This window comes from Amycolatopsis keratiniphila subsp. keratiniphila (assembly GCF_001620365.2).
In the GTDB taxonomy this organism is placed as follows: Bacteria; Actinomycetota; Actinomycetes; order Mycobacteriales; family Pseudonocardiaceae; genus Amycolatopsis; species Amycolatopsis keratiniphila.
This window is the reverse complement of record NZ_LQMT02000018.1, coordinates 59,600-82,141: the sequence shown is the minus strand read 5'-3', so window position 1 is coordinate 82,141 and position 22,542 is coordinate 59,600. Positions and strand designations below refer to the sequence as shown.

The window sequence follows — 22,542 nt, the reverse complement described above, 5'->3', positions numbered from 1 at the left end:
ACCGCATCCAGAGGACGAAACGCGAGCTAGGCGAGGGCCTGGGTCGGGGGCAGGCGCGCCGCGCGCATCGCCGGGTAGGCACCGGCGACGGCACCGACCAGTGCCGAGATCCCGACGCCGCCGAGCAGGGCGCCGACGGGCAGCACCGCCGGCCAGCCCTGGCTCAGCGCGTACCCCGACGTCACCAGCACCCCGGCCAGCACCCCGGCGATCCCGCCGAGCCCGGACAACAGCACCGACTCGGCCAGGAACTGGCCTCTCACCTGCCGTTTCGTCGCGCCGAGCGCGCGACGGAGGCCGATCTCCCGGCGCCGTTCCAGCACCGAGATCACCATCGTGTTGGCCACCCCGACGCCGCCGACCAGCAGCGCCACCCCGCCGAGCCCGAGGAACAGTGCGCTGTAGGTGTTCTCCGTCAGCTTCTGCGCCTCCAGCGCCTCCGACGGGCGACGGACCTCGACCTCGTTCGGCGCCTGCGGATTCATCGTCTGCGCGAGCACCGACCGCACGTTCTCGACCTGCGAATCCTTCGCCCGCACGTACACGGTCGTCGGGTGGCCCTTGAAGTCGAGGAGCCGTTTGGCGGCATCCCAGCCGACCAGTACCGAACGCTCGATCTCGGGCGCCAGCGGCGTCGGCCCGAGGATCCCGCCCACGGTGAACCACTTCCCGTCGATGTACACCTGCGGCGGTCTGGCCGGGTCGATGTGGTCGATCCCGAGCCGCGCGGCCGCGACCGAACCGAGCACGACGACCGGATAGTCGCGGGTGGCGTCCCGGAGGAACTGCCCATCGCGGACGGCGCCGCCGATGACGTCGAGGAGATCCGGCGTCGCCGCGTAGACCCCGAGGCCGGACGTCTCGCCCTTGTCGATCTTGTCCGTGCGCCGCACGGTCCCGCCGGTGGTCCCGGTCGCGGACGCCGCCGTGACCGGCGCGATCCGCTTCGCCATCGGCACCGCGCTGTCCGGCAGAGTCGCGTCACCGCCGAACAGCGTCTTGCCCGGGCCCGCCGTGAGCAGGTTGGTGCCCAGCGCGGCCAGCTGGTCTTGCAACGCCTTCGCGCCCGACGCCGGGATCGCGAGCACCGCCACCATCGCCGCGATCCCGATCCCGATGCCGAGCGCGGACAGCACCGCCCGCATCGGCCGCGTCCGCATCCCGTGCGCGCCGAGGCTCAGCACGTCACGCGGGCCGAGCCGGGCCGGATCCGGCGTCTTGTCGAGGACGGGCGCGCTCACACCAGCACCCCCGTCCCGGTGTCGAGCCGGATCCGGCCGTCCCGCAGCTCGATGCGCCGCGGGATACCCGCCGCGATCTCCCGGTCGTGCGTGATGATCACGACCGTCGTCCCCTGCGAACTCAGCGTGGCCAGCAGGTTGAGGATCGCCGCGCCGTTGCCCGTGTCGAGGTTCCCCGTCGGCTCGTCGGCCAGCAGGATCGACGGCGAGTTGACGACCGCCCGCGCGATCGCCACCCGCTGCCGTTCCCCGCCGGAGAGCTCGTTCGGGAAATGCCCCGCCCGATGCGCGAGCCCGACGCGGTCGAGCGCGGCCAGCGCCCGCTCGCGCCGTTTCCGCCGCGGCACCCCCGCGTACAGCAGGCCCGTCGCGACGTTGTCGACCGCGCTCACCCCCTCGCTGAGGAAGAACTGCTGGAACACGAACCCGATCCACCGCGACCGCAACGCCGAAAGCTTGCGGTCGGGCAGTTTCGCCACGTCGTGCCCGCGCAGTTCGATGACGCCGCTGGTCGGCCGGTCGAGCGTGCCCATCAGCTGCAGCAGCGTCGACTTGCCGGAACCGGACGGACCGAGGATGGCGACCATCTCCCTGTCCTCGATGGACAGTGTCACCTCGTGCAGGGCGCGCACGCCGCCGGGATAGGTGCGCGAGGCGTTGCGCACGGCCAGCACCGGGGTCATGACGTCGTCACCACCCGCATCCCGGCGGCGAGGCCGGTACCGGTGACTTCGACGCGCCCGTTGGAGAACAGGCCCGTCTTCACCGCGATGAGACGCCGCTTGCCGCCTTCGTCGACCTCGACGGCGTATCCGCCCTCGGCGAGCGCGAGCAGCGCCCCCACCGGGACCGCCAGCACTCCACTGTGGACTTCCTTGGTGAACCGCACGGACACCGGTGTCGAGTCGAGCGATCCCGCCGCGGCCGGATCGTCCAGCTTGATCTTCACCTTGATCTTCGGCTTGCCGTCGTCCTGCCCGGCACCGTCCTTGCCGTTCTCCGCGACCTTGCCGACCTCGCTGATCACGCCGGTCGTGGTCTTGCCGCCGGTGATGTCGACGCCGACCTTGTCCCCCGCCTTCGCGATGGCCTGCTTGTCGGCGTCGAGTTTGACCTCGACGACGCGCTCGGTGCCGGTGTACTTCAGCAGTTCGCCGCCGCCGGGGCCGCCGAGTTGCGCCGCGAGCTGCGAAACCCGGATCTCCCCGGGCGCGAGGACGACGTCGCCCTGCCCGAACGCGCCGGTCTGCTCCAGGCCCAGCGACTTCTGCCATTTCTTGAGCGCGGCGGCGGTGGCGGAGGTGAACTTCTTGTCGGGCGTGCCGAAACCGCCGAAACCGAGCGCCTTCAGGTTCTCTTCCAGCTGCTTGACGTCCGGGCCGTCCGCGGCCCCGTCGGCGAGGTCGCGGAAGAACGGCAGCGTGCCGTAGAACAGCGGGACGGGTTTGGCGTCGACGCCGTACACGGCCTTGCCGCGAGTGAGCACCGCGCCCGCGTCCGGCAGGGAGGTGATGGTGCCCTGTTTCCGGCCGGCGAGGGAGTTTTCCTCGCCGTAGCCCAGTTTTCCGTTCGCTTCCTCTTCCTCTTGCAGGTCGGTCTTCTCGACCTTCGCGGTCTCGACCGGCGGCGGCGCCTGCCCGACCTGCTGAGCCTCGGAGGCCACCCTGGTCAGCACGACCACGGACATCGTCCCGACCACGACGACGAGGACCGCCGCGATGATGAACCAGCGCGCCCGGCGCGACCGCCGTGCACCGCCGGGTCCTTCGTGTTCGCTCATTTCGCCGGGGCCGCCCTCATGCTCATGCCGAGACCGCAGGCCTTCGCCGCTTCTTCGAACTTCTTGGGGTCGCTACCCGCGTCCAGCGTCATGGCGGCGCCCTTTCCGCTGGGATCGGGGTCCGGGAAGTCGATGCCGTGCTCACGCATGCACTTCGCGTCCTTGCGCATCTTGTCGAGCTCTTCCGGCGTGGGCGGTTTCATCTCGCCGCCGTTCGGCAGCAGCTTGCCGCACGCCTCACTCGCGGCGTTCATCTTCTTCTCGTCCGGCATCTCACGCGCGTCGAAGGTGACCGCGTCCTGCCCGCTGCCGTCGGGTTTGGGCTCCGGCATCTCGATCCCGTGCTCACGCATGCATTTCCGGTAATTGCGGAACTTCTCCTCGTCGGACACGTTGTCCGCCTGCTTACCGTCGCCCGTGCCGGCGGCGGGCGGGGAAGAGATCGAGGCGACCTTGTCGCCGCCGTCCCCGCCACCACCGCAACCGGCCACGAGCGCGAAGACCGCTCCGGCGATCAGTACCGCCATGGGTCGTTTCCGCATCGCTGCTCCTTCGGTCGTCTTGGCGCCCCGATTTCTACGGAGACGGCGATTCCGGGGCGGTAAGCGATGTTGCTTATACCGCGCTTACCGTCCCAGTCAGCGGGACAGAGATCGGATCTTTCTGCCGTCTTTCCGGGTGAACTAGCTCCGGAATGGACCTTCTGGGGGTTCACATCCGACCTCTGGCTTCTTAAAGTCCGCGACGTCCACACCTCAGCGAGGAGGAGTGCATGAATCGCCGCAAGCCACTCCGGGCCCTGGCGGCCCTCGTCATCGCGACCACCGCACTGGGCGTCGTGCCCGCCGCGGAAGCCGCGCCACTCCCGTCCGACCACGCCTACGACGACCCGTTCACCGCCGACCGGACGCGCTGGTGGCGCGACGACCGCTTCGGCCAGTTCATCCACTTCGGCGCGTACTCGCAGCTCCAGGGGAAGTACACCCGCCCTGATGGAAGCGTTTGCCAGGACGCCGAATGGATCCAACGGAACTGTCAGATCCCGCGCGCCGAATACGAACAGATCGCCGCGAAGTTCAACCCCGCCGGTTTCGACGCGAACGCCATCGCGCAGTCGGCGAAGGACGCCGGGCAGAAGTACGTGGTGATCACCTCGAAGCACCACGAGGGCTACGCGATGTGGCCGACGAAGGTCAACAAGTTCAACCTCCGCGACCACTCGGCGTTCGACAAGAAGCGCGACATCCTCGCCGAACTGAAGCGCGCGACGGCCGCGCGCGACGTCAAACTCGGCTTCTACTACTCGATCTGGGATTGGCACGACCCTGACTTCCCGGACCCCGCGACGTTCCCGAAGTACAAGGAGCGGATGTACGCCCAGCTCAAGGAACTCGTGGACAACTACCATCCAGCGGTGTTGTGGTTCGACGGCGAATGGAGCACCGACCGGCCCAACAACCCTTGGACGGAAAGGGACGGCGAGGAGCTGGAGGCCTACGTCCGGAGCCTCGATCCGTCCATTGTGGTCAACAACCGCGTCGGCAAACGGCGGGTGGTCGACGGCGACACGGGCACGCCCGAACAGGAGATCCCGGACAAGCCGGTCGACGGGCAGCTGTGGGAATCGTGCATGACCCTCAACGGCAGCTGGGGCTACACCGATTGGGACCACAACTGGAAGTCCTCGACGGATCTGACCAGGAAACTGCTTTCGATCGCCGGGCGCAGCGGGAACTTCCTGCTCAATGTCGGCCCTGATCGCAACGGCCGGGTGCCGCGCGAATCCATCGACAGGCTGAAGCAGATGGGCCAATGGCTGCGAACGAACGGCCAGTCCGCCGCCGTCTACGGGGCGGGCGCGCCGGGGCTGGTCGCCGAACCGGGCTGGGGCGTCGTCAGCCGTCGCGGCGACAAGCTGTACGCGTCGGTGTTCGACTGGCCCGCTTCGGGCGGCTCGCTGACGCTCGACGCGTTGGCGCCTTTCCGGGTCCGTGACGCGCGGGTGCTCGGCAGCCGGCAGCGCGTGCGGGTCGAGCAGTCGCCCGGGAGCGTGAAGCTCACGCCGTCGGGCGGCCGGACGAACGACATCGCGACCGTCATCGAGCTGAGTGTCGACCCGCTGCCGCAGGCGCCCGCCGGGCGCGGGACCGGGCTGACCGCCGAATACTGGCCGAACGCGGATTTCACCGGGACACCGGCGGTGCGCCGGGTCGAGCCGGGCGTGAACCACAACTGGAAGTTCACCGGCTCACCGGACGCGAGGATCCCGGCGGAGACCTTCTCGTCGCGCTGGACCGGGCAGGTCACCGCGCGCGACACCGGGAAGTACACGTTCACCACGGTCTCGGACGACACCGTGCGGCTGTGGGTCGACGGGAAACTCCTGATCGACAACACCACACCCCACGGACCGAGTGTCGACAAAGCGACTCTCGACCTGGTCGCCGGTCGGTCGTACGCGATCCGGCTCGAACACACAGAACGCGGCGGGGAGGCGTCGATGAAGCTGCTGTGGTCGAGCCCGAACACTCCGCAGCAGGTGATCCCGGCGCGGCAGTTGCACCCGGCCGGCTGACGCGTGCTCGAAGCCGGAACACGCGACGCGAAGTGACGTTGCGAAAGCCACTTTCGCAACCTTGAACGTTGCGAAAGTGGCTTTCGCAACCCCCGGACCACCCGGCCGGATGATCCACGCTTATCCCCCGCTTACCCCCTCACGGGGCAGACTGGCCAGGTGAGAGTGCTGGTGGTGGAAGACGAGCGGCTCCTGGCGGACACGATCGCCGAGGGCCTGCGACGGTTCTCCATGGCCGTCGACGTCTGCTACGACGGCGCGCAGGCCCTGGACCGGGTGGGGGTGCACGGCTACGACGTCGTCGTGCTCGACAGGGACCTCCCCGTCGTGCACGGCGACGAAGTCTGCGCCGCCGTGATCGGGACCGGCGGCGAAGCGCGGGTCCTCATGCTGACGGCCGCGGCCGACGTCAACGACCGGGTCGCCGGGCTGGGCCTCGGCGCCGACGACTACCTGACGAAACCGTTCGCGTTCGCCGAACTCGTCGCCAGGGTGCAGGCGCTCTCGCGGCGCGCGCGGCCGGCGTTGCCGCCGGTGCTGGAACGCGGCGGCGTCGTCCTCGACCTGCCCCGGCACCAGGCGTCCCGCGACGGCCGGTTCCTTCCCTTGTCCCCCAAGGAATTCGCGGTCTTGGAGGTGCTCATGCGCGCCGAAGGGACCGTGGTCAGCGCCGAGGAACTGCTGGAGAAGGCGTGGGACGAACACGCCGACCCGTTCACGAACGCCGTCCGCGTGGCGATGATGACGTTGCGGCGCAAACTCGGCGAACCGCCGCTGATCGAGACCGTGCCCGGCGCGGGTTACCGGTTCGGGTCGTGAAACCGCTCCGGCTCTCCGTCCGCACCAAGCTGACGGCGCTCTACGGCGGCGCGTTCCTGCTCGTCGGGCTCGCGTTGCTCATCGTCAACTACCTGCTGGTCAGCTCGACCCTGCCGGACACGACCACCTTCGCGAACGGAGCGACCGCCGGGGCCCAATTCGAGGTCGCCAGGGCGTATCCGCTGGACACGACGACCATCCTCCCGGTCGAGCGCGCCCAGGCCACGCAGCTGGTCGCGACCTCGATCACCGAATACCGCTCGGACGTCCTTTCGACCCTGCTGTGGCAATCACTGGTGGCGCTGGCGATCGCCGGCGGGCTCGCGGTACTGCTCGGCTGGCTGATGGCGAGCCGCGTGCTGCGGCCGTTGCACGCGATCACTTCGACGGCACGGAAACTCGAGGTCGAGAACCTCGACCGGCGCATCGACCTCGACGGCCCCGACGACGAACTCAAGGAACTCGCCGACACCTTCGACGGCATGCTCGACCGGCTCGCCGTGTCGTTCGACAGCCAGAAACGCTTCGTCGCCAACGCTTCCCACGAATTGCGGACCCCGCTCGCGGTGCAGCGGACACTGGTCGAGGTCGCGATGGCCGACCCCGACGCGGGCCCCGAGGTCCGGAAACTCGGCGAGCACCTGATCTACACCAACGAACGCAGCGAACGGATGATCGAAGGCCTGCTCGTGCTCGCCCGCAGCGACCGGGGCCTGACCGCGCGAACCCCCGTGCGGCTGGACGAGGTCGCGGCGACGGTGATCCGGTCGGCGTCGGCCATGGCCGAGGAGGCGGGGGTTACGGTGGAGTCGCGGCTGCGGCCGCGGACGGTGTCGGGCGATCCCGTGCTGCTGGAACGGCTGGTCACGAACCTCGTGCACAACGCCATCACCTACAACCGCGAGGGCGGCTGGATCCACATCGACATCGGCGGCGATCCGGCGCTGGTGGTGCGCAACACCGGCCCGCAGGTGCCGCTGGACGCCGTCCCCGCCCTGTTCGAGCCGTTCCGCCGGCTTTCGGGCGACCGCACCGGCGACTCTCGCAACGCCGGGCTCGGCCTGTCGATCGTCCGGTCCATCGCGAAGGCGCACGGCGGGACGGCGGGGGCGGAACCGGGTGGCCGCGGCGGCGGACTGGTCGTCCGGGTGCGGCTGCCGTAGATTCCCCCGATCGTGACTGTGCGTGTCCGGCGCGTCACGCGGCGAGCCGCCTTTCGCTCCCGCAGAATTCCCCTTGCCGTCATGAACAAAATAGTGAGCAGGACACATGACATCGGCGCGCCTCACACGTCAAGGCGACGCGCCGTTTTAACGTGGACACCCACAATGGTGAAGAATCGGGGAGGCGAGAATGCGAGCGCTACGGGTGGTCGGGCTGCACGAGGACGGTAAGTCCATCGTGTGCGAAGACCCGGCGAGCCGCACGCGCTTCCTGCTCCCCGCGGATGAGAGGCTGCGAGCGGCGGCGAGGGGTGACATCACCCGCCTCGGCCAGATCGAAATCGAGTTGGAGAGCCAAATGCGGCCACGCGAGATCCAGGCACGAATCCGGGCCGGTGAGTCCGTGGAGCAGGTCGCGAGCAGCGCCGGCGTCACTGTGCAGCGCGTCGAGCGGTTCGCGTACCCGGTCCTGCTCGAACGATCCCGCACCGCCGAGCTGGCCCAGCGGGCCCACCCGGTCCGTGAGGACGGCCCCGACGTCCAGACCCTCGGCGAGGTCGTCGCGCACTCCTTTGGGCAGCGCGGTCACGACTACAGCCAGGCGACCTGGGACTCCTGGCGAGGCGACGACGGCAAGTGGGTCGTCGTGCTGAGCTGGAAGGCGGGCCGTTCGGACAACCGCGCGCACTGGGCGTTCGCGCCCGGCGCGCACGGCGGCACCGTGCAGGCCCTCGACGAAAACGCAGAAGTCCTGCTCAACCCCAACGCCTACCGCGCCCCGCGCACGGTACGGGCACTGGAGCCCGGCAAGGACGCGGTCGTCCAGCCGACTCTCGATTCGGTCCCGGACGAACCGGTCGCGAAGGTGATCGACGCGCCGATAGCCGAGCCCGAAGAAGATGCCGAGCCACCACTTCCGGCTGACGAGCCGGACGAAGTGGCCGAACCCGCTCCACGGGCGAAGGGGAAGAAGAACCACCCCATCGTCCCATCCTGGGAAGACGTCCTCCTGGGCGTCCGATCACAACGAGGTTGAATCCGCACGTAGTGGCCCCTTCCGGTGGAGGGGCCATTACGTGCGTCCGGGGACCTGCGCGACCAGGGATTTCGGTGCCACGAGGCAATACGCGTCGGTGACGATCTCTTCGATCTCGGCCCAGTCGACGTCGGTGTCCAGCCGCACCCCGAGCCACCCCCGATGGCCGACATACGGCGGCCGGAAGAACCGCTCCGGCTCGGCGCCCACCAGTTCCTCCTGCGCCCCGGGCGGCGCCGGGCACCAGAAGGCGACCTTGTCGTCGTGATGCCGGTCCGCGTACATGACGAACGTCTTCTTGCCGCGCACGAACCAGGTCGGCTCGCCGTGACTGAGCCGCTCGGACGTTTCCGGCAGCGCGAGACAAAGCCGTCTGAGTGAATCGAGCGGATCTCCGGCCATGGATCCCAGTATCCTCAGAAGACGACGATCAGCACGCCGATCCACGCGATCACGATCCCCGCGGCCGCGCCGAAGGACGCCCACCGCACGATCGGCACCCGCCGCGAGAGCCACAGCGACGGCGTGATCCCGGCGGTCACGACGGCGGACGCGAGCAGCGCGAGCCAGCCGTTGGTCTCGCGCGCGAGGGTGTTCGCCAGTGCCAGCATCGCCACGACGACCACGGCCGCGACGAACGCCGAGACCGTCAGCCCGGTCAGCCACGGTGTCGGCTCCCCTGCCGGGTCCGGCGTGCCGAAGAGACGGCGTGCGAGTTCGCTGCGGGGTGCGGGGGCGGGCGGGTCGATGACGACGCCGTCGCCGGAGACGGGGTCGACGAACCGCACCGACGTGCCCATCGTGGCGGCGACCCGCTGGGCGAGCTGGCGCCCTCGCTGCGAGACCACGGAAGCGGCTTCGGTGCCGGAGGTGCCGACGGCGGAGGCGACCCTGGCCCATTCGTGCAGCGCCTGAGCGAGATCCGAACCGATCGCGAGTGAATGCGGGTCGACCTCGCGCGCGCTGTCGCCGCCCGGCCCGGCCAGCACCGCGCGTCCCTCACGGATCCGCAATTCCATGGGTTCTCCTCGTGATCGCTCGGGTGCTCACGATAGCGGTGGACGCGTCTCGTAGAACGCGATCGCGCCCGCCGTGGCGACATTCAGCGAATCGACGCCTTCCGGCATCGGGATCCGCACCGCGACGTCGGCGGCGGCGATGGCTTCGTCCGTCAGGCCGGGGCCCTCCGCGCCCAGCATCAACGCGACCTTCCCGGGTGTCCGGTCCCGTAACCGGCGCAGCGAAACGGAATCCGCACGCGGGGTGAGGGCGGCGATGCGGAAACCGCGGTCTCGCAGCAATTCCAGGTCGCCGGGCCAAGATCCGAAGGTGGCGAACGGGACGCGCAGGACATGCCCCATCGAGACGCGGACACTGCGCCGGTACAGCGGATCCGAACAGCCGGCGCCGAGCAGGATCCCGTCGACGCCGAGCGCGGCCGCGTTGCGGAACAGCGAACCGAGGTTCTCGTGGTCACCGACGCCTTCGAGGATCGCGAGCACCCGTGCGCCGTCGATGACGTCTTCCACCGACGGCGGCGGAACGGGCCGGTCGGCGACGGCCAGGATCCCGCGGTTCAGATGGAATCCGACCGCGTCGGCCATCGTCTCGGCCGAAGTCACGTAACCGGGGACGTCGACCGCGTCCAGGGCTCCGCCCAATTCGTGGAATCGCCGCTCGACGCCGAGGAGGGAGCGGACCGGATAGCGGGATTCGAGCAGGCGCTCGACCACGACGGTGCCCTCCGCGATCACAAGGCCACGCCCACCCGGCCTATCGGGACGCCGATCGGCTGTGGACAAGTCGCGGAAATCGTCGAGCCGCGGGTCGCCCGCGTCGTCGATGGTGATCAGTTCGGCCACCCGCAGAGTGTGTCATCCGCCCCCTGCGCGGTGTTTGCGTCCGAACGTCGAAGGGTAGGTGGTACGAACGGAGGTATTTTGCTGTCAGTTAACCCCTAGTGACAGAGAGCACCAGTTTGGCCGCTAGCCGGGCGACAGCGATGCGTGAAACCGTTGGGCCGCCTGGCAGTCCCGCCTGGATCCCGCGGAGCGTGGCCAATGAGGAGCTCGACGAACATGGGTAAGAATCTTTCGGCGGACCCCTCCGAGCCGCAGGATCGCGGCCGCTATCGCCGGAAGGTACAGCGCTGCCTCGACACCTTGGCCCGTATGCTCACCGATGGGAGTTTTTCCTTCCCGCGCAAGAACATCGGGCTCGAGGTCGAGCTGAATCTCGTCGACGGCCAGCTGCGCCCGTCGATGACGAACACGACGGTGCTCGAGGCGCTGAACGATCCGTCGTTCACCACCGAGCTCGGCCAGCACAACCTGGAGCTCAACGTGCCGCCGCGGCCGCTGGCCGGCGAATCCGCGCTGCAGCTGGAGGACGACCTCAACGCGTACCTGGGCGCCGCTTCACGCACGGCCGAGGAATCCGGCGCCTCACTGGCGATGATCGGCATCCTCCCGACGCTGCGGCACGAACACTTCGACCAGAAGTGGCTCACCAACAACGCCCGTTATTCGTTGCTCAATGACCGCATCTTCGCGGCTCGCGGCGAGCGCACCGTGCTTTCGATGGAGGGCGCGCCGCTGCCGGGCAGGCAGCCGGAGCGGCTGCGCAGCTACTCCGAATCGATCCTCCCCGAGGCCGCGTGCACCTCCGTCCAGCTGCATCTGCAGGTCGCGCCCGAGGAGTTCGCGGCGCATTGGAACGCGGCGCAGGCGCTGGCCGGCGTCCAGGTCGCCGTCGGCGCGAATTCGCCGTTCCTGCTCGGCAAGGCGCTCTGGCACGAGACCCGGATCCCGCTGTTCCTGCAGGCCACGGACACCCGGCCCGAAGAACTGAAGAACCAGGGCGTGCGGCCGAGGGTGTGGTTCGGCGAGCGGTGGATCACGTCGATCTTCGACCTGTTCGAGGAGAACGTCCGGTACTTCCCCGGTCTGCTGCCCGAGACCGACCGAGAGGATCCGATCGAGGCGCTCGACTCCGGCCAGGCCCCGAAACTCACCGAGCTGCGGATGCACAACGGCACCGTCTGGCGCTGGAACCGGCCGGTGTACGACGTCGTCGACGGCCTGCCGCACCTGCGGGTGGAGAACCGGGTGCTGCCCGCGGGCCCGACCGTCGTCGACATGGTCGCGAACGCCGCCTTCTTCTACGGCGCACAGCGCGCCCTCGCCGAGGCCGACCGTCCAGTGTGGACACAGATGTCGTTCCAGGCGGCCGAGGAGAACATGTACGCGGGCGCGCGCCGGGGTTTCGACGCGCAGTTGTACTGGCCGGGGATCGGCTGGATCCCGCCGGACGAGCTGGTGCTGCGGGTGCTGCTGCCGCTGGCGCACGAGGGATTGCGCCGGTCGGACGTTTCGGACGAGGCGAGAGAGCGCTATCTGGGCATCATCGAGCAGCGGTGTCTCACCAGGCGGACCGGCGCGGCGTGGCAGCGGGAGTACGTCCTGCGCGCGGAGGAGCGCGGCGCCGAACGGGAGACCGCGCTGAGCCGGATGCTGGGCCGGTACCTGGAGCTGTCCGCCACCGAGACGCCGGTGCACACCTGGTCGCTGGAGGCTTAGAGTTTCCTCCCAGGGAGGTGGCTCGTGCCCAAGATCATCGGCCGCTCGCTGGAGGAACACCGGCGCGAGGTCCGCAGCAGGGTGTTCGACGTCCTGCGCGGCCAGCTGTACGAGCGCGGGTTCGACGCGATCACGCTCGCGGGTGTCGCCGCCGAAGCGGGCCTCGGCCGCACGGCGATGTACAACCACTTCCCCGACAAGGAAAGCCTGCTGGTGGCCTTCGTCGAGGACGAGGCGACGCGGTACGTCGAACGGCTGACGGCGGCCGTCGCGACCGCGGACACCCCGGTCGAGAAGCTTTCGACGTTCGTCCGGCTCCAGCTGCGGGTGCTGGCCGAGTACCACCTTCCGCCCGGGACCGCGCTCGCGTCGGCGCTGGCGCCCGCCGCGTACCGGCGGATCAGCGCGCACGCCGACCCGATCACCGGTCAGCTGCGCGAGATCCTCGCGGAGGGGGTGCCGGACGAGGATCCCGACCTCCTGATCCCGATGATCACCGCCGCGCTGGGCAGCCGTCAGGTCGTCGACGTACCACCCGAACGGCTGGACGACGCGATCGAGGGAGCCGTCCGCTTCGTGCTCAGAGCGGTCGGGATGACGGAAAACCCGTAAATTAGGGTAGCCTAACCCGCAGTTGTGCCTTACGCTCTTTCTGACAGCATGTCAGATCGATGCTTGGAGGCTCTGTCCATGCCGGTGACCACCGACGTCGAATCCGGGCCGTTCTCCGCGGCCCTGCGCGCCTCCACCCTGCCCGCCCACGAGCGGGCCAACCACTCCGAGTACATGAACGCGCTGCTCGGCGGCGAGCTCACGCGCGACGGGTACACGCGGCTGGCGATCCAGTACTACTTCATCTACCAGGCCATCGAGCAGGCCGCCGACAAGCTGGCGAAGGATCCCGTGGCGGGCAAGTTCGTCTTCGAGGAGCTCCGGCGGCTGCCCAGCCTCGAACGCGACCTCGAACACCTCGTCGGCCCGGACTGGCGCGAGACCATCCGGCCGCTGCCCTCGACGGAGCGCTACGCGCGGCGCGTGGCCGAGGCGTCGGACTGGTCCGGCGGGTTCGTCGCCCACCACTACACGCGCTACCTCGGCGACATCGCCGGCGGCCAGGTCATCCGGCGGCTGTTGGAGCGCAAGTACGAGCTCAACGAGGCGGGTTCGCTGTTCTATCACTTCGACCAGCTGGGCAGTGCCCCGAAGTTCCGGGACAACTACCGCGAGCAGCTGAACGCGGCGCCGTGGAGCGAGGACGAGCGCGCGCGGCTGATCGAGGAGGCCATCGTGGCCTTCGAGTGCAACATCGCGGTGTTCGACGAGCTGGCGAGTGAGCTGGACGAGTACCGGGCCGCCTGAGGTGTCGCCGGTCGCGGGGTAGGGCCGACCCACCCCGCGATCGGCGGCCCGCCGGATCCCCTCACCCCGGGGAAATCCCTAACTTTCCAGGTATGTTCCGAATCGCGGCCGCCGCCGCCCTGCTGACCGTCGCGACGATCCTGACCGCGCCCGCCGCCCAGGCGGCGACACCCGCCGGCGTCTTCGACGAAATCCTCCCGCGAAGCCTTGCCGAGCACCACATTCCCGGCGCCGCCGTGGTGGTCGTCGAAGGCGGGAAGACCGTGTTCTCGAAGGGTTACGGAGTGTCCTCAGTGGACACCCAGGCCAAGGTGGACCCCGAGCGCACCGGGTTCCTGATCAACTCCGTCGGCAAGTCGATCGCCGCGACCGCCGCGATGCAGCTCGTCGAACAGGGCAAGCTCGCACTGGACGCCGACGTCAACACGTATCTGAAAGCGTTCAAGATCCCCGAAACCTTCCCCGGCCGCCCGGTCACCCTGTTTTCTCTGCTCACCCACACCGCGGGTTTCGAAGACCGCGTGTACCGGATGTTCACGCCTCGGGACGAGAAGCTGCCCGCGCTCGCGGAGCATCTCGCGGCCGAGATGCCCACCCGGGTCCGCCCGCCCGGCAACGCCGCCCTCTACTCGAATTACGGCTACGCGCTGACCGGGCATCTCGTGGAGCTCGCGTCGGGACAGTCCTATTCGGACTACGTACGGCAGCACATCTTCGAACCGTTGGGGATGAAGGACAGCAGCGTCGCCCAGCCCACGCCCGATGTCCCGCTGGCGACCGGCTACCGCTGGGACGGCTCCGCGCAGGTCGTCCCGCCTGCCAACTTCGGCCCCGAACCGCCCGCCGGCGATGGGAACGTCGCCACTCCGGCGGACATGGGCCGCTATCTGTCCGCGAATCTCGTCCCCGGCACGTTCAGCCGTCCCTTGCTCGACCAGCTGCACGGCGCGCGGTTCCGCAACGATCCGCGCCTGCCCGCGATGGGTTTCGGCTTCTCCGAGCGGTATCTGAACGGCCTGCGCCTGGTGGAGAAGACCGGTGACTCACCGGGTTTCTTCAGCGTGCTGGAGCTCGTGCCGGAGAAGAACACCGGCGTGTACCTGGCGTTCAACGGCGGCGCGTTCTCCGGCGACGCCGCCGCGGTGACCGCCGAGGTGCTGAAAGCCTTCGTCGATCGGCTGCAGCCCGCCACGCCCGTCCCCGCTCCCGTGAAGCTCGCGGGTGATGTCTCGAGGTTCGCGGGCAACTACAACAACACACGGCTGGACTACGACAGCTTCACGAAGGTCCGCGCGCTCGCGGGCGGCGTCACGGTGACCGCGGACGGCGACGGCGTGCTGACGACTTCCGGCCTCGGCGAGGGGACCCGGCGCTGGACGCAGACCGAACCGGGACTGTTCACCGACGCAGCCGGTGAGCGGATCGCGTTCCGCGAGTCCGGCGGGGAGGTCCTGCTCTTCGCGGGCGACGACCCGAACTCCTCCTACGAACGGGTGTCCTGGCTCGGCTCGCCCTCCACGCACCTGGTGATCCTCGGTATCGCGCTGCTGCTCCTGCTGGGTGCGCTGATGTGGTGGCCGATCCGCGCGTTCGTCCGGCGCGGCCGGGAGCGGAACCCTTCAGGTGCCCGGTTCGCGACCGTCGCCGCCTGGTCAGCGGCACTCGCGGTCGTGCTGTTCACGGCCGGTTTCGCCGTGCTCATGAGCGATCTGAGCGCCGCCGCCGTGGCGCTGACGTCCGGGCACTCCCCGTTGCTGAGCGTCACCTTGCTCCTGCCGAACGCGGTCCTGCTCCTGACCGGTGCCGCCGTCGTCTGCGCGGTGCTCGCCTGGGTCCGTGGCTGGTGGAACACCCCCGGCAGGATCACCTACACGGTGGTTTCCGTGGCGCTGCTCGCCTTCCTCGGGGTAATCGCCTCCTACCATCTGGTGGGGCTGCCCTATCTGGCTTGATGACCGCCGTCACATCGCCTTGACCTCCAGCTAACTGGAGCTAGCAGGGTGGGTTTCAGGCGGTGGCCCCACCGGGTACAGCCGCTACGAACGGGTCGTTCCACCTGGGGAGAAACGCGGCGCCCCCGGTCGCCGCAAACGGGTGAAGACGACTAAGTTCGTCCTTGGAAACTTGTGTCGAAGACAGAAGGAGGGCCGATGGCCCGCTACGTGCTCCCCGATCTCGACTATGACTACAGCGCTCTGGCGCCGCACATCTCGGGCGAGATCAACGAGCTGCACCACAGCAAGCACCACGCGACCTACGTCAAGGGCGCGAACGACACGCTCGACAAGATCGCCGAGGCCCGCGAGGCCGGCAACTTCGGTGACATCGTCGGCCTGCAGACCACGCTGGCGTTCCACCTCGCCGGGCACGCCAACCACGTCGTGTGGTGGAAGATCCTCTCCCCGGAAGGCGGCGACAAGCCGACCGGCGAGCTGGCCTCCGCGATCGACGAGGCGTTCGGCTCCTTCGACAAGTTCAAGGCGCAGTTCACCGCGGTCGCCACCACGATCCAGGGCAACGGCTGGGCCGCGCTCTCCTGGGACCCGATCGGCAAGACGCTGATCACCCAGCAGCTGCGTGACCACCACAACAACCTGGTCCTCCCGACCACGCCGATCCTGCTGGTCGACGTCTGGGAGCACGCGTTCTACCTGGACTACAAGAACGTGAAGCCGGACTACGTCAAGGCGCTCTGGAACATCTTCAACTGGGCCGAGATCTCCAAGCGGTTCGACAACGCCGTCGCCGGTGGCAACGGCCTGCTGCTCGGCTGACTCTTCTCGCCACGAAGCGGGGCTCTCCTTCGAAGGAGGGCCCCGTTCTTCGTTTCTTGACCTCCAGCGAAGTCGAGGTGTCAGGGTGGGCGTATGGACGTCGCCGCATACCTCGACCGACTCGGGCTCGACCGCCCCGCCACCGCGGACGTCGCCGCGTTGCGGACGCTGCAGGAACGCCATCTCGCGATGGTGCCGTTCGAGAACCTGAGCATCCACCTCGGCGAACCGATCGGGCTGGACACCGAGGCGCTGTCGGGCAAGATCGTACGGCGGCGCCGTGGCGGCTTCTGTTACGAGCTGAACGGGCTCTTCGCCGCCTTACTGGGTGAGCTCGGCTTCGACGTCACCCTGCAGGCGGCGAAGGTGTTCCGGCCGGACGGCACCCTCGGGCCGCCGTTCGACCACGCCGTCGTCCGCGTCGAGCTGGATGAGCCGTGGCTGGCCGACGTCGGCTTCGGCCGGTTCAGCCGGTTCCCGCTGCGGCTGTCCGCCACCGAGGCGCAGGCCGACCCGGACGGCGAGTTCCTGGTGCTCGACGCGCCCCACGGCGACATCGACGTGCTCATGGACGGCGAACCCCAGTACCGGATCGAGCGGCGGCCGCGGGCGCTGGACGAGTTCGTCCCGACGGCGTTCTGGCAGGCGACCTCGCCGGACTCGCATTTCACGCAGGGACCGACCTGCTCGCTGCCGACCAAGCACGGCCGGGTCACGCTGGCGGGTGACAAGCTGATCGTCACCACCCACGGCGTCCGCACCGAGACCAGGCTTTCGGGTGACCAGGAGATCCTGGAGGCCTATCGGAAGGAGTTCGGGATCGAACTCGACCGGGTGCCGGGACGGCCTTGACCTGATCGGCGCGGTCATCGACCATGAACGCTCCGGAATGAACGAAGCCCCGCCTCCGGGGGTAACCCGGTTGCGGGGCTTCGTCCGTTCCCGAACTGACTGCCGCTCCCACCACGAAGCGGACATGTATGAGGTTAGCCTAACCTCATCTACTCCGGCAAGGGGTTCGGCCGAGAGACGCCGATCTCACCCTTCTGAGTGACTGCATACTTGTCCCATGAGTCCCCGCTGCCGTGGTGGAGCCGACGGCAGCGAGTGGGACTACGACTTCCGCACACCCTTGGACAACGGCCGATCTGACGCTCCTGAACGCGCCTCGTGACGTGGTCGGTGTGGGTGTCACCGAGAGTGAGAGGTGTGTGGAGATAGAGACGTTGAATGTCCCTCTATCCACACACCCCGTCGTGACCGGACCGGTCACGGAGGGACTGTGTGGATTTCCGGTCATCCAACGCCCCAAAATCCACACACTCGGCCCCTTACCACTCAAGAGGCCTTGGCGTTTCGCCGGACAGGCGGCGCCCGACGGGCTAGCTTCACCCCGTGGCCACCCCGAACGATTACCGAGCCATCGCGCGCAAGACCGACCGTCCGATGTGGATCTGGGCGGGCTGCGCGCTGGTCAGTGTCCTGCTGTTGTTCGGTGTCGGCATCGTCGTCGCGATCACCGTGCTGAACCGGGACGACGAACCGAAAGCCGAGCTCCCCGCGACCTGGCCGTCCAAGCCCGGACTGGCGTTGCGCCCGGTCGCGATGCCGACAGGCGAGATGGTGGCCGCGCTGACGGACGAAACCGCCGCCCAGGTGCTGTGCCAGGCGATCCCGGAGCAGCGCTGGGAGGAGATCCTCGGCGGTCGCACGCTTCGCGAGGCCGGCCAGTCCTGTCACGCGGTCACCGCGGAGCTCGACGTCAGCACGCAGATGGCCCCCGCGCTGCCGGAAGACACGAGCCGCGGTCTGCCCACGAAGACCACGGTCGCCGGTAAGCTCGCGGTCATCGCCACGGACAAGGACGGCACCACCCTGGGCGTCGAACTCGTCGAGGTCGCGCCGCACATCGGTGCCTCGCCGGTACTGCACATTTCGCTCCGCGGCAGGCTCGTCGAGAGCCCCGAAACCGAAAAGAAGGCAAGGGCCCTCGCCGAAGCGCTGATCGCCGGTGCGATGCCGCCGGGGCCGAAGTTGCCGAAAACCGGCGAGGACGGCGAGATCGCCCTGGAGAAGACCGAACCCGGCCCGATCAAGGACAAGCCCCTCCCGGTGATCTCGTGGCTGCTGTGCGGTGAACTCGGCCGCGCGCTCGGTGTGCCGCCGGACAACGCGAAGCCGAACTTCTTCGCCGCCTGCGAGCTGAACGGCGTGACCGCGGACTACAGCGAGCTGTCCACCGCCGTCGCCCCGACCACGACGATCGCCGGGCGGCCCGCCCAAGTCGACGGACGAGGGGTCTTCGTGCAGCTCACCGACGATCCGGCCGGGCAGACGCTCAAGTTCAAGGGCACCGGCGATCTCGTGGCCCTCGCCGAGAAGATGGTGCCGCCGCTGCTCGGCCGCTAGGACCGGTATTTCGACAGCAGGTCGCCGAGCAGCGTCTCGTACGCCGTCCGCTCGAATCGGGCGCCGGTGAACCGGTACTCCTCCGGGTCGTCGAACGGCTCGTAGTCGGTTTGCCAGCCGAAGTGCCGCCATTCGACCACGTCGTCTCCGAAGACGACCTCGACGCTGTACGCGCCACAGCCGAGGTCACCGCACGCCGGGCACACCAGCAGCGCGACCCGGCCGTCGTCGAAATCGCCCGGCAAGCTGCCGAGGAGACGGCGAAGCGTCCCGACCGCCGCCTCCCGCCACAGTTCGTCGTCCAGGAACAGCGGCGTCCGCTGCTCAGCGGGAACCATCGACCGCAGCGCGACGCCGTCGATCGTCCAGTCGAGAAACCCGGTCCCCGACGGTTCGACGCCGAGCCGGTTCACACCCGTTCCCGCTTCAGCACGCGCAGGCCGTTCCCGAACCGCCGCACCGGCAGGCTCACCCCGCCACGCCGGATCAGCACGACGGCACATACCACCGCGGCGACCGCCGAGATCGCGCCGCCGATGTAGAACGGCGAGCGGCCACCGAAGGCGTCGGCCATCCAGCCGGTCATCGGGCCGCCGACGGGGTTGCCGCCGATCAGCACCAGCACGTACAGGCCCATCACCCGGCCGCGCATCTCCGGGCTGACCGCGGTCTGCACGAGCGCGTTCGCCGTGTTCAGGAAGGTGATCGTGGCGAAGCCGAGCGGGATCAGCGCGAGGCCGAAGCTCAGGTAAGTCGGCATGAACGCGGTGATCACCTCGAACGCGCCGAGCAGGAACGCCGAGATCAGCAGCAGCCGCACGCGCGGACCGCCGCGGGTGTTGCGGCGGGCCGACATCAGCGCGCCGGTGAAGGTGCCGACGGCGACCAGCGTCGACAGCAGGCCGTAGCCGTCGGCGTTGGTGTGGAAGACGTTCGCGGCGACGATCGGCAGCGACGTGAAGTACGTGATGCCGAACGTGCTCACGAAGAACACCAGCACCATCACCGTCATCAGGTCACTGCGCCGCCGGACGTACCGCAGCCCCTCGACGAGCTGCCCCTTCTCGCGCGGGATGGCCGGGCCGCGGAAGAGCTTGTCCGGGTTCATCAGCACCAGCGCGGCGATGACGGCGCCCGTGCTCACCGCGTTCGCCATGAACAGCCAGCCGGTGCCGACCCAGGTGATCGCGAAACCCGCGATGGCCGGGCCGACGATGCGGGCCATGTTGAAGATCGACGAGTTGAGCGCGACGGCGTTGGTGACCTTGTCCCTGCCGACCATCTCGGCGACGAACGACTGCCGCGCGGGCACCTCCAGCGACGCCGTCACGCCGAGGGTGAAGCAGAGGAGGTACACGTGCCAGAGCGCCGCGATCCCGCTCAGGTCGAGGGCGCCGAGGATCACCGCCTGCGCCAGCACGGCGATCTGGATACCGATCAGCAGCCGTCGTTTGTCGACGCGGTCGGCCAGCACCCCGGCCCACAGCGAGAGGAACAGTGTCGGCGCGAACTGCAGCGCGACCGCGATGCCGAGCGCGATCGGGTCGTTGCCGCTGAGGGTGAACACCAGCCAGTCCTGCGCGATGCGCTGCATCCAGGTGCCGATGTTCGAGATGACCTGGCCGGTGAAGAAGAGCCGGTAGTTGCGGACCTTCAGCGAGGAGAACATGCTCCCGCGCGGTTTCTCGCGCGCGGGAGGTGGCGGTGGTGCGGGTTCCCGGGTAACGGTGGTCTTGGAAGGACACTGTGTTTCGTTACCCGTGGTCGTCACCGCTGTTAGTTCCCCGCCATCCTGTCGATGATCTCGGAGGCGCGAGAGAGCACTTCACGTTCTTCGGCGCTCAACTCCGCCAATTGCTTGTCCAGCCAGATCTCCCGCGCGGTGATCTGCTCGATCACGTAGGCCCGGCCGCGATCGGACAGTTCGACGATGGCCTGGCGGCCGTCCGTCGGATGCGGCCTGCGCTCGACGTAACCCATCTCCTCGAGCGCGGCGATCACCCTCGTCATCGAAGGCGGCTGGACGCCTTCCTTCGCGGCGAGCTGGCCAGGGGTCAGCGCACCGCATTTGTGCAACGTCGACAACGCGGACACCTGGGTCAGCGAGATGCCGTCACCGGCACGCTGGGCCCGTAGCCGTCGATTGAGCCGCACCACCGCGAGACGCAGGCGGCTCGCCAGTGAGCGCTCGTGCGTGTCTCCGGACATATAGTTAGCTTACCTCACGATCGGATCATCGGCCCGTGAGATCGCCCACGGATGACATAACCGCTGGTCAGTTGAACGCGGCCTGGATCGGTCCGACCGCGAAATAGGCCACGAACATCGCCGCGATGCCCCACATCAGCGGGTGCACGCCCTTGGCCTTCCCGGTGACGGCGCGGATGACGACGTAGCTGACGAAGCCGGCGCCGATGCCGTTGGCGATCGAGTAGGTGAACGGCATGATCACGATCGTCAGGAACGCGGGCAGCGCGATGGTGAAGTCGGAGAAGTCGATCTCCTTGACCTGGCTCATCATCAGCGCGCCGACGACGACCAGCGCCGGGGCGGCGGCCTCGACCGGGACGACCTGGTAGAGCGGGGTCAGGAACATGGCCGCGATGAACAGCACGCCGGTGACGACGTTCGCGAGCCCGGTCCTGGCGCCCTCGGCGATACCGGACGCGGATTCGACGAAGACGGTGTTCGAACTCGACGACGCGAAACCGCCCGCCACCGCGGCGGTGCCGTCGACGAACAGGGCCTTGCCGACGTTCGGGAGCTTGCCGTCCGCCGGAAGCAGGCCGCCTTCCTTCGCCAGGCCGGTCATCGAGCCCATGGTGTCGAAGAAGTCCGCCAGCACCAGGGTGAACACCAGCAGGACCACGGTGATGATCGGCAGCCGCGTCCAGGCGCCGAAGGAGATGTCACCGACCAGCGAGAGGTCCGGCACGCCCAGGACCTGCTCCGGCAGCGCCGGGTAGCCGAGGTTCCAGCCCTGCGGGTTCACGCCCTTCGAGGGGCCGACCTTCGTGATCGCCTCGACGACGATCGCGACCACGGTCGACGCGAGGACACCGATCAGGATCGCGCCCTTGATCCGCTTCGCCACCAGGATCCCGGTGACCAGCAGACCGACGACGAACACCAGCGTCGGCCACGAAGCGATCGAGCCGTTGATGCCCAGCCCGACCGGCACGGTCGTCTTCGCCTCATCCGGCACGCGGCGGACGAAGCCGGCGTCGACCAGGCCGATCAGGCAGATGAACAGGCCGATGCCGACCGCGATCGCGGATTTCAGCGGCGGCGGCACGGCGTTGAACACCGCCGTCCGGATGCCGGCGAACACCAGCAGGACGATGACCAGGCCCTCGATCACCACCAGGCCCATCGCCTCCGGCCAGGTCATCTGCGAGGCGAAGGTGACCGCGATCAGGCTGTTGATGCCGAGTCCGGTGGCGATGGCGAACGGGTAGTTCGCGACCAGGCCCATGACGATCGTCAGCACCCCGGCGACCAGCGCGGTCACCGCGGCGACCTGTGGCACGGGGAGGATGTTGCCGAGGACGTCCTTGTGCGCGCCCGCGTCTTCGGCGGAGAAGCTGCCGATGATCAGCGGATTCAGCACCACGATGTAGGCCATCGTGAAGAAGGTGACGATCCCGCCGCGGATCTCCCGCCCCGGTGTCGAGCCGCGCTCGCTGATCTTGAAGAACCGGTCCAGTGTGGACCGGGTGCGCTGCTCGGCCATCGCGTACCACCCTTCGCCCGTTGCCGGGTACCCTTCCCCACGTGGGCGAATCGATCAATTCCGGGGAAGTAAACG

22 protein-coding genes are annotated in these 22,542 nt (G+C 68.7%); 11 read left to right on the top strand and 11 right to left on the bottom strand.

Going from position 1 to position 22,542, the window contains the following annotated elements:
* Positions 1-26: 26 nt before the first annotated feature.
* The 4 genes from AVR91_RS17465 to AVR91_RS17450 are packed head-to-tail and all read right to left on the bottom strand — an operon-like array spanning position 27 to position 3,563.
* Positions 27-1,241, bottom strand: coding sequence for an ABC transporter permease (locus AVR91_RS17465; RefSeq protein ID WP_063273263.1), 1,215 nt, complete (start codon positions 1,239-1,241; stop codon positions 27-29).
* Positions 1,238-1,924: an ABC transporter ATP-binding protein gene (locus AVR91_RS17460; protein ID WP_007033339.1), complete on the bottom strand. Its 687-nt coding sequence runs from the start codon at positions 1,922-1,924 to the stop codon at positions 1,238-1,240. The genes AVR91_RS17465 and AVR91_RS17460 overlap by 4 nt, the downstream gene beginning before the upstream one ends.
* Entirely contained in the window at positions 1,921-3,021 is a 1,101-nt protein-coding gene (locus AVR91_RS17455) for a peptidoglycan-binding protein (RefSeq protein ID WP_063273264.1), read from the bottom strand. Before AVR91_RS17455 ends, AVR91_RS17460 begins: the two co-directional genes overlap by 4 nt.
* A complete protein-coding gene (locus AVR91_RS17450; RefSeq protein ID WP_063273265.1) occupies positions 3,018-3,563 on the bottom strand; it encodes a hypothetical protein in 546 nt (181 codons plus the stop codon). Before AVR91_RS17450 ends, AVR91_RS17455 begins: the two co-directional genes overlap by 4 nt.
* Before the next feature lie 230 nt (positions 3,564-3,793).
* On the opposite strand from AVR91_RS17450, the gene AVR91_RS17445 reads away from it, so the two are divergent.
* From AVR91_RS17445 to sepH, 4 genes are all read left to right on the top strand, one after another.
* The gene (locus AVR91_RS17445; protein ID WP_063273266.1) at positions 3,794-5,596 is read left to right on the top strand and encodes an alpha-L-fucosidase; all 1,803 of its coding nucleotides are present in this window, start codon (positions 3,794-3,796) and stop codon (positions 5,594-5,596) included.
* Positions 5,597-5,755: 159 nt separating this feature from the next.
* Complete coding sequence (locus tag AVR91_RS17440) at positions 5,756-6,415, top strand: response regulator transcription factor (protein ID WP_037348058.1); 660 nt, start codon at positions 5,756-5,758, stop codon at positions 6,413-6,415.
* Positions 6,412-7,578, top strand: a complete 1,167-nt coding sequence (locus AVR91_RS17435) for an ATP-binding protein (protein ID WP_063273267.1) — start codon at positions 6,412-6,414, stop codon at positions 7,576-7,578. The genes AVR91_RS17440 and AVR91_RS17435 overlap by 4 nt, the downstream gene beginning before the upstream one ends.
* Positions 7,579-7,768: 190 nt before the next feature.
* Positions 7,769-8,614 (top strand): septation protein SepH, encoded by an 846-nt coding sequence (gene sepH, locus AVR91_RS17430; protein ID WP_063273268.1) that lies wholly within the window; start codon positions 7,769-7,771, stop codon positions 8,612-8,614.
* A gap of 36 nt (positions 8,615-8,650) precedes the next feature.
* On the opposite strand, the gene AVR91_RS17425 is transcribed toward sepH, so the two are convergent.
* From AVR91_RS17425 to AVR91_RS17415, 3 genes are read right to left on the bottom strand one after another with little or no spacing between them, the layout of a single operon-like run.
* Positions 8,651-9,016 (bottom strand): MmcQ/YjbR family DNA-binding protein, encoded by a 366-nt coding sequence (locus AVR91_RS17425; RefSeq protein WP_063273269.1) that lies wholly within the window; start codon positions 9,014-9,016, stop codon positions 8,651-8,653.
* 14 nt (positions 9,017-9,030) lie between these two features.
* Complete coding sequence (locus tag AVR91_RS17420; RefSeq protein ID WP_063273270.1) at positions 9,031-9,633, bottom strand: DUF2537 domain-containing protein; 603 nt, start codon at positions 9,631-9,633, stop codon at positions 9,031-9,033.
* Positions 9,634-9,660: 27 nt separating this feature from the next.
* Positions 9,661-10,476, bottom strand: coding sequence for a TrmH family RNA methyltransferase (locus AVR91_RS17415; protein WP_063273271.1), 816 nt, complete (start codon positions 10,474-10,476; stop codon positions 9,661-9,663).
* Positions 10,477-10,692: 216 nt separating this feature from the next.
* On the opposite strand from AVR91_RS17415, the gene AVR91_RS17410 reads away from it, so the two are divergent.
* From AVR91_RS17410 to AVR91_RS17380, 7 genes are all read left to right on the top strand, one after another.
* A complete protein-coding gene (locus AVR91_RS17410) occupies positions 10,693-12,192 on the top strand; it encodes a glutamate-cysteine ligase family protein (protein WP_063273272.1) in 1,500 nt (499 codons plus the stop codon).
* A 24-nt stretch (positions 12,193-12,216) separates the two neighbouring features.
* The gene (locus tag AVR91_RS17405) at positions 12,217-12,804 is read left to right on the top strand and encodes a TetR/AcrR family transcriptional regulator (protein ID WP_063273273.1); all 588 of its coding nucleotides are present in this window, start codon (positions 12,217-12,219) and stop codon (positions 12,802-12,804) included.
* A gap of 78 nt (positions 12,805-12,882) precedes the next feature.
* Entirely contained in the window at positions 12,883-13,551 is a 669-nt protein-coding gene (locus AVR91_RS17400) for a biliverdin-producing heme oxygenase (RefSeq protein WP_063273274.1), read from the top strand.
* A gap of 92 nt (positions 13,552-13,643) precedes the next feature.
* Entirely contained in the window at positions 13,644-15,503 is a 1,860-nt protein-coding gene (locus tag AVR91_RS17395; protein ID WP_063273275.1) for a serine hydrolase domain-containing protein, read from the top strand.
* A 198-nt stretch (positions 15,504-15,701) separates the two neighbouring features.
* A complete protein-coding gene (locus AVR91_RS17390) occupies positions 15,702-16,325 on the top strand; it encodes a superoxide dismutase (RefSeq protein WP_016337537.1) in 624 nt (207 codons plus the stop codon).
* A 93-nt stretch (positions 16,326-16,418) separates the two neighbouring features.
* On the top strand, positions 16,419-17,177 hold the full coding sequence (locus AVR91_RS17385) for an arylamine N-acetyltransferase family protein (RefSeq protein WP_063273276.1): 759 nt from the start codon (positions 16,419-16,421) through the stop codon (positions 17,175-17,177).
* A 543-nt stretch (positions 17,178-17,720) separates the two neighbouring features.
* Positions 17,721-18,734: a hypothetical protein gene (locus tag AVR91_RS17380; protein ID WP_063273277.1), complete on the top strand. Its 1,014-nt coding sequence runs from the start codon at positions 17,721-17,723 to the stop codon at positions 18,732-18,734.
* Here the strand turns inward: AVR91_RS17380 and AVR91_RS17375 are convergent.
* The 4 genes from AVR91_RS17375 to AVR91_RS17360 form a co-directional block, all read right to left on the bottom strand.
* On the bottom strand, positions 18,731-19,147 hold the full coding sequence (locus AVR91_RS17375) for a hypothetical protein (protein ID WP_063273278.1): 417 nt from the start codon (positions 19,145-19,147) through the stop codon (positions 18,731-18,733). The genes AVR91_RS17380 and AVR91_RS17375 overlap by 4 nt on opposite strands.
* Positions 19,144-20,403 carry an MFS transporter gene (locus tag AVR91_RS17370; protein WP_063273279.1) on the bottom strand — a complete coding sequence of 420 codons (1,260 nt, stop codon included), beginning with the start codon at positions 20,401-20,403 and terminating at the stop codon, positions 19,144-19,146. Before AVR91_RS17370 ends, AVR91_RS17375 begins: the two co-directional genes overlap by 4 nt.
* Before the next feature lie 107 nt (positions 20,404-20,510).
* Entirely contained in the window at positions 20,511-20,942 is a 432-nt protein-coding gene (locus tag AVR91_RS17365; protein ID WP_016337543.1) for a MarR family winged helix-turn-helix transcriptional regulator, read from the bottom strand.
* A gap of 67 nt (positions 20,943-21,009) precedes the next feature.
* Entirely contained in the window at positions 21,010-22,467 is a 1,458-nt protein-coding gene (locus tag AVR91_RS17360; RefSeq protein WP_063273280.1) for an NCS2 family permease, read from the bottom strand.
* Positions 22,468-22,542 lie beyond the last annotated feature (75 nt).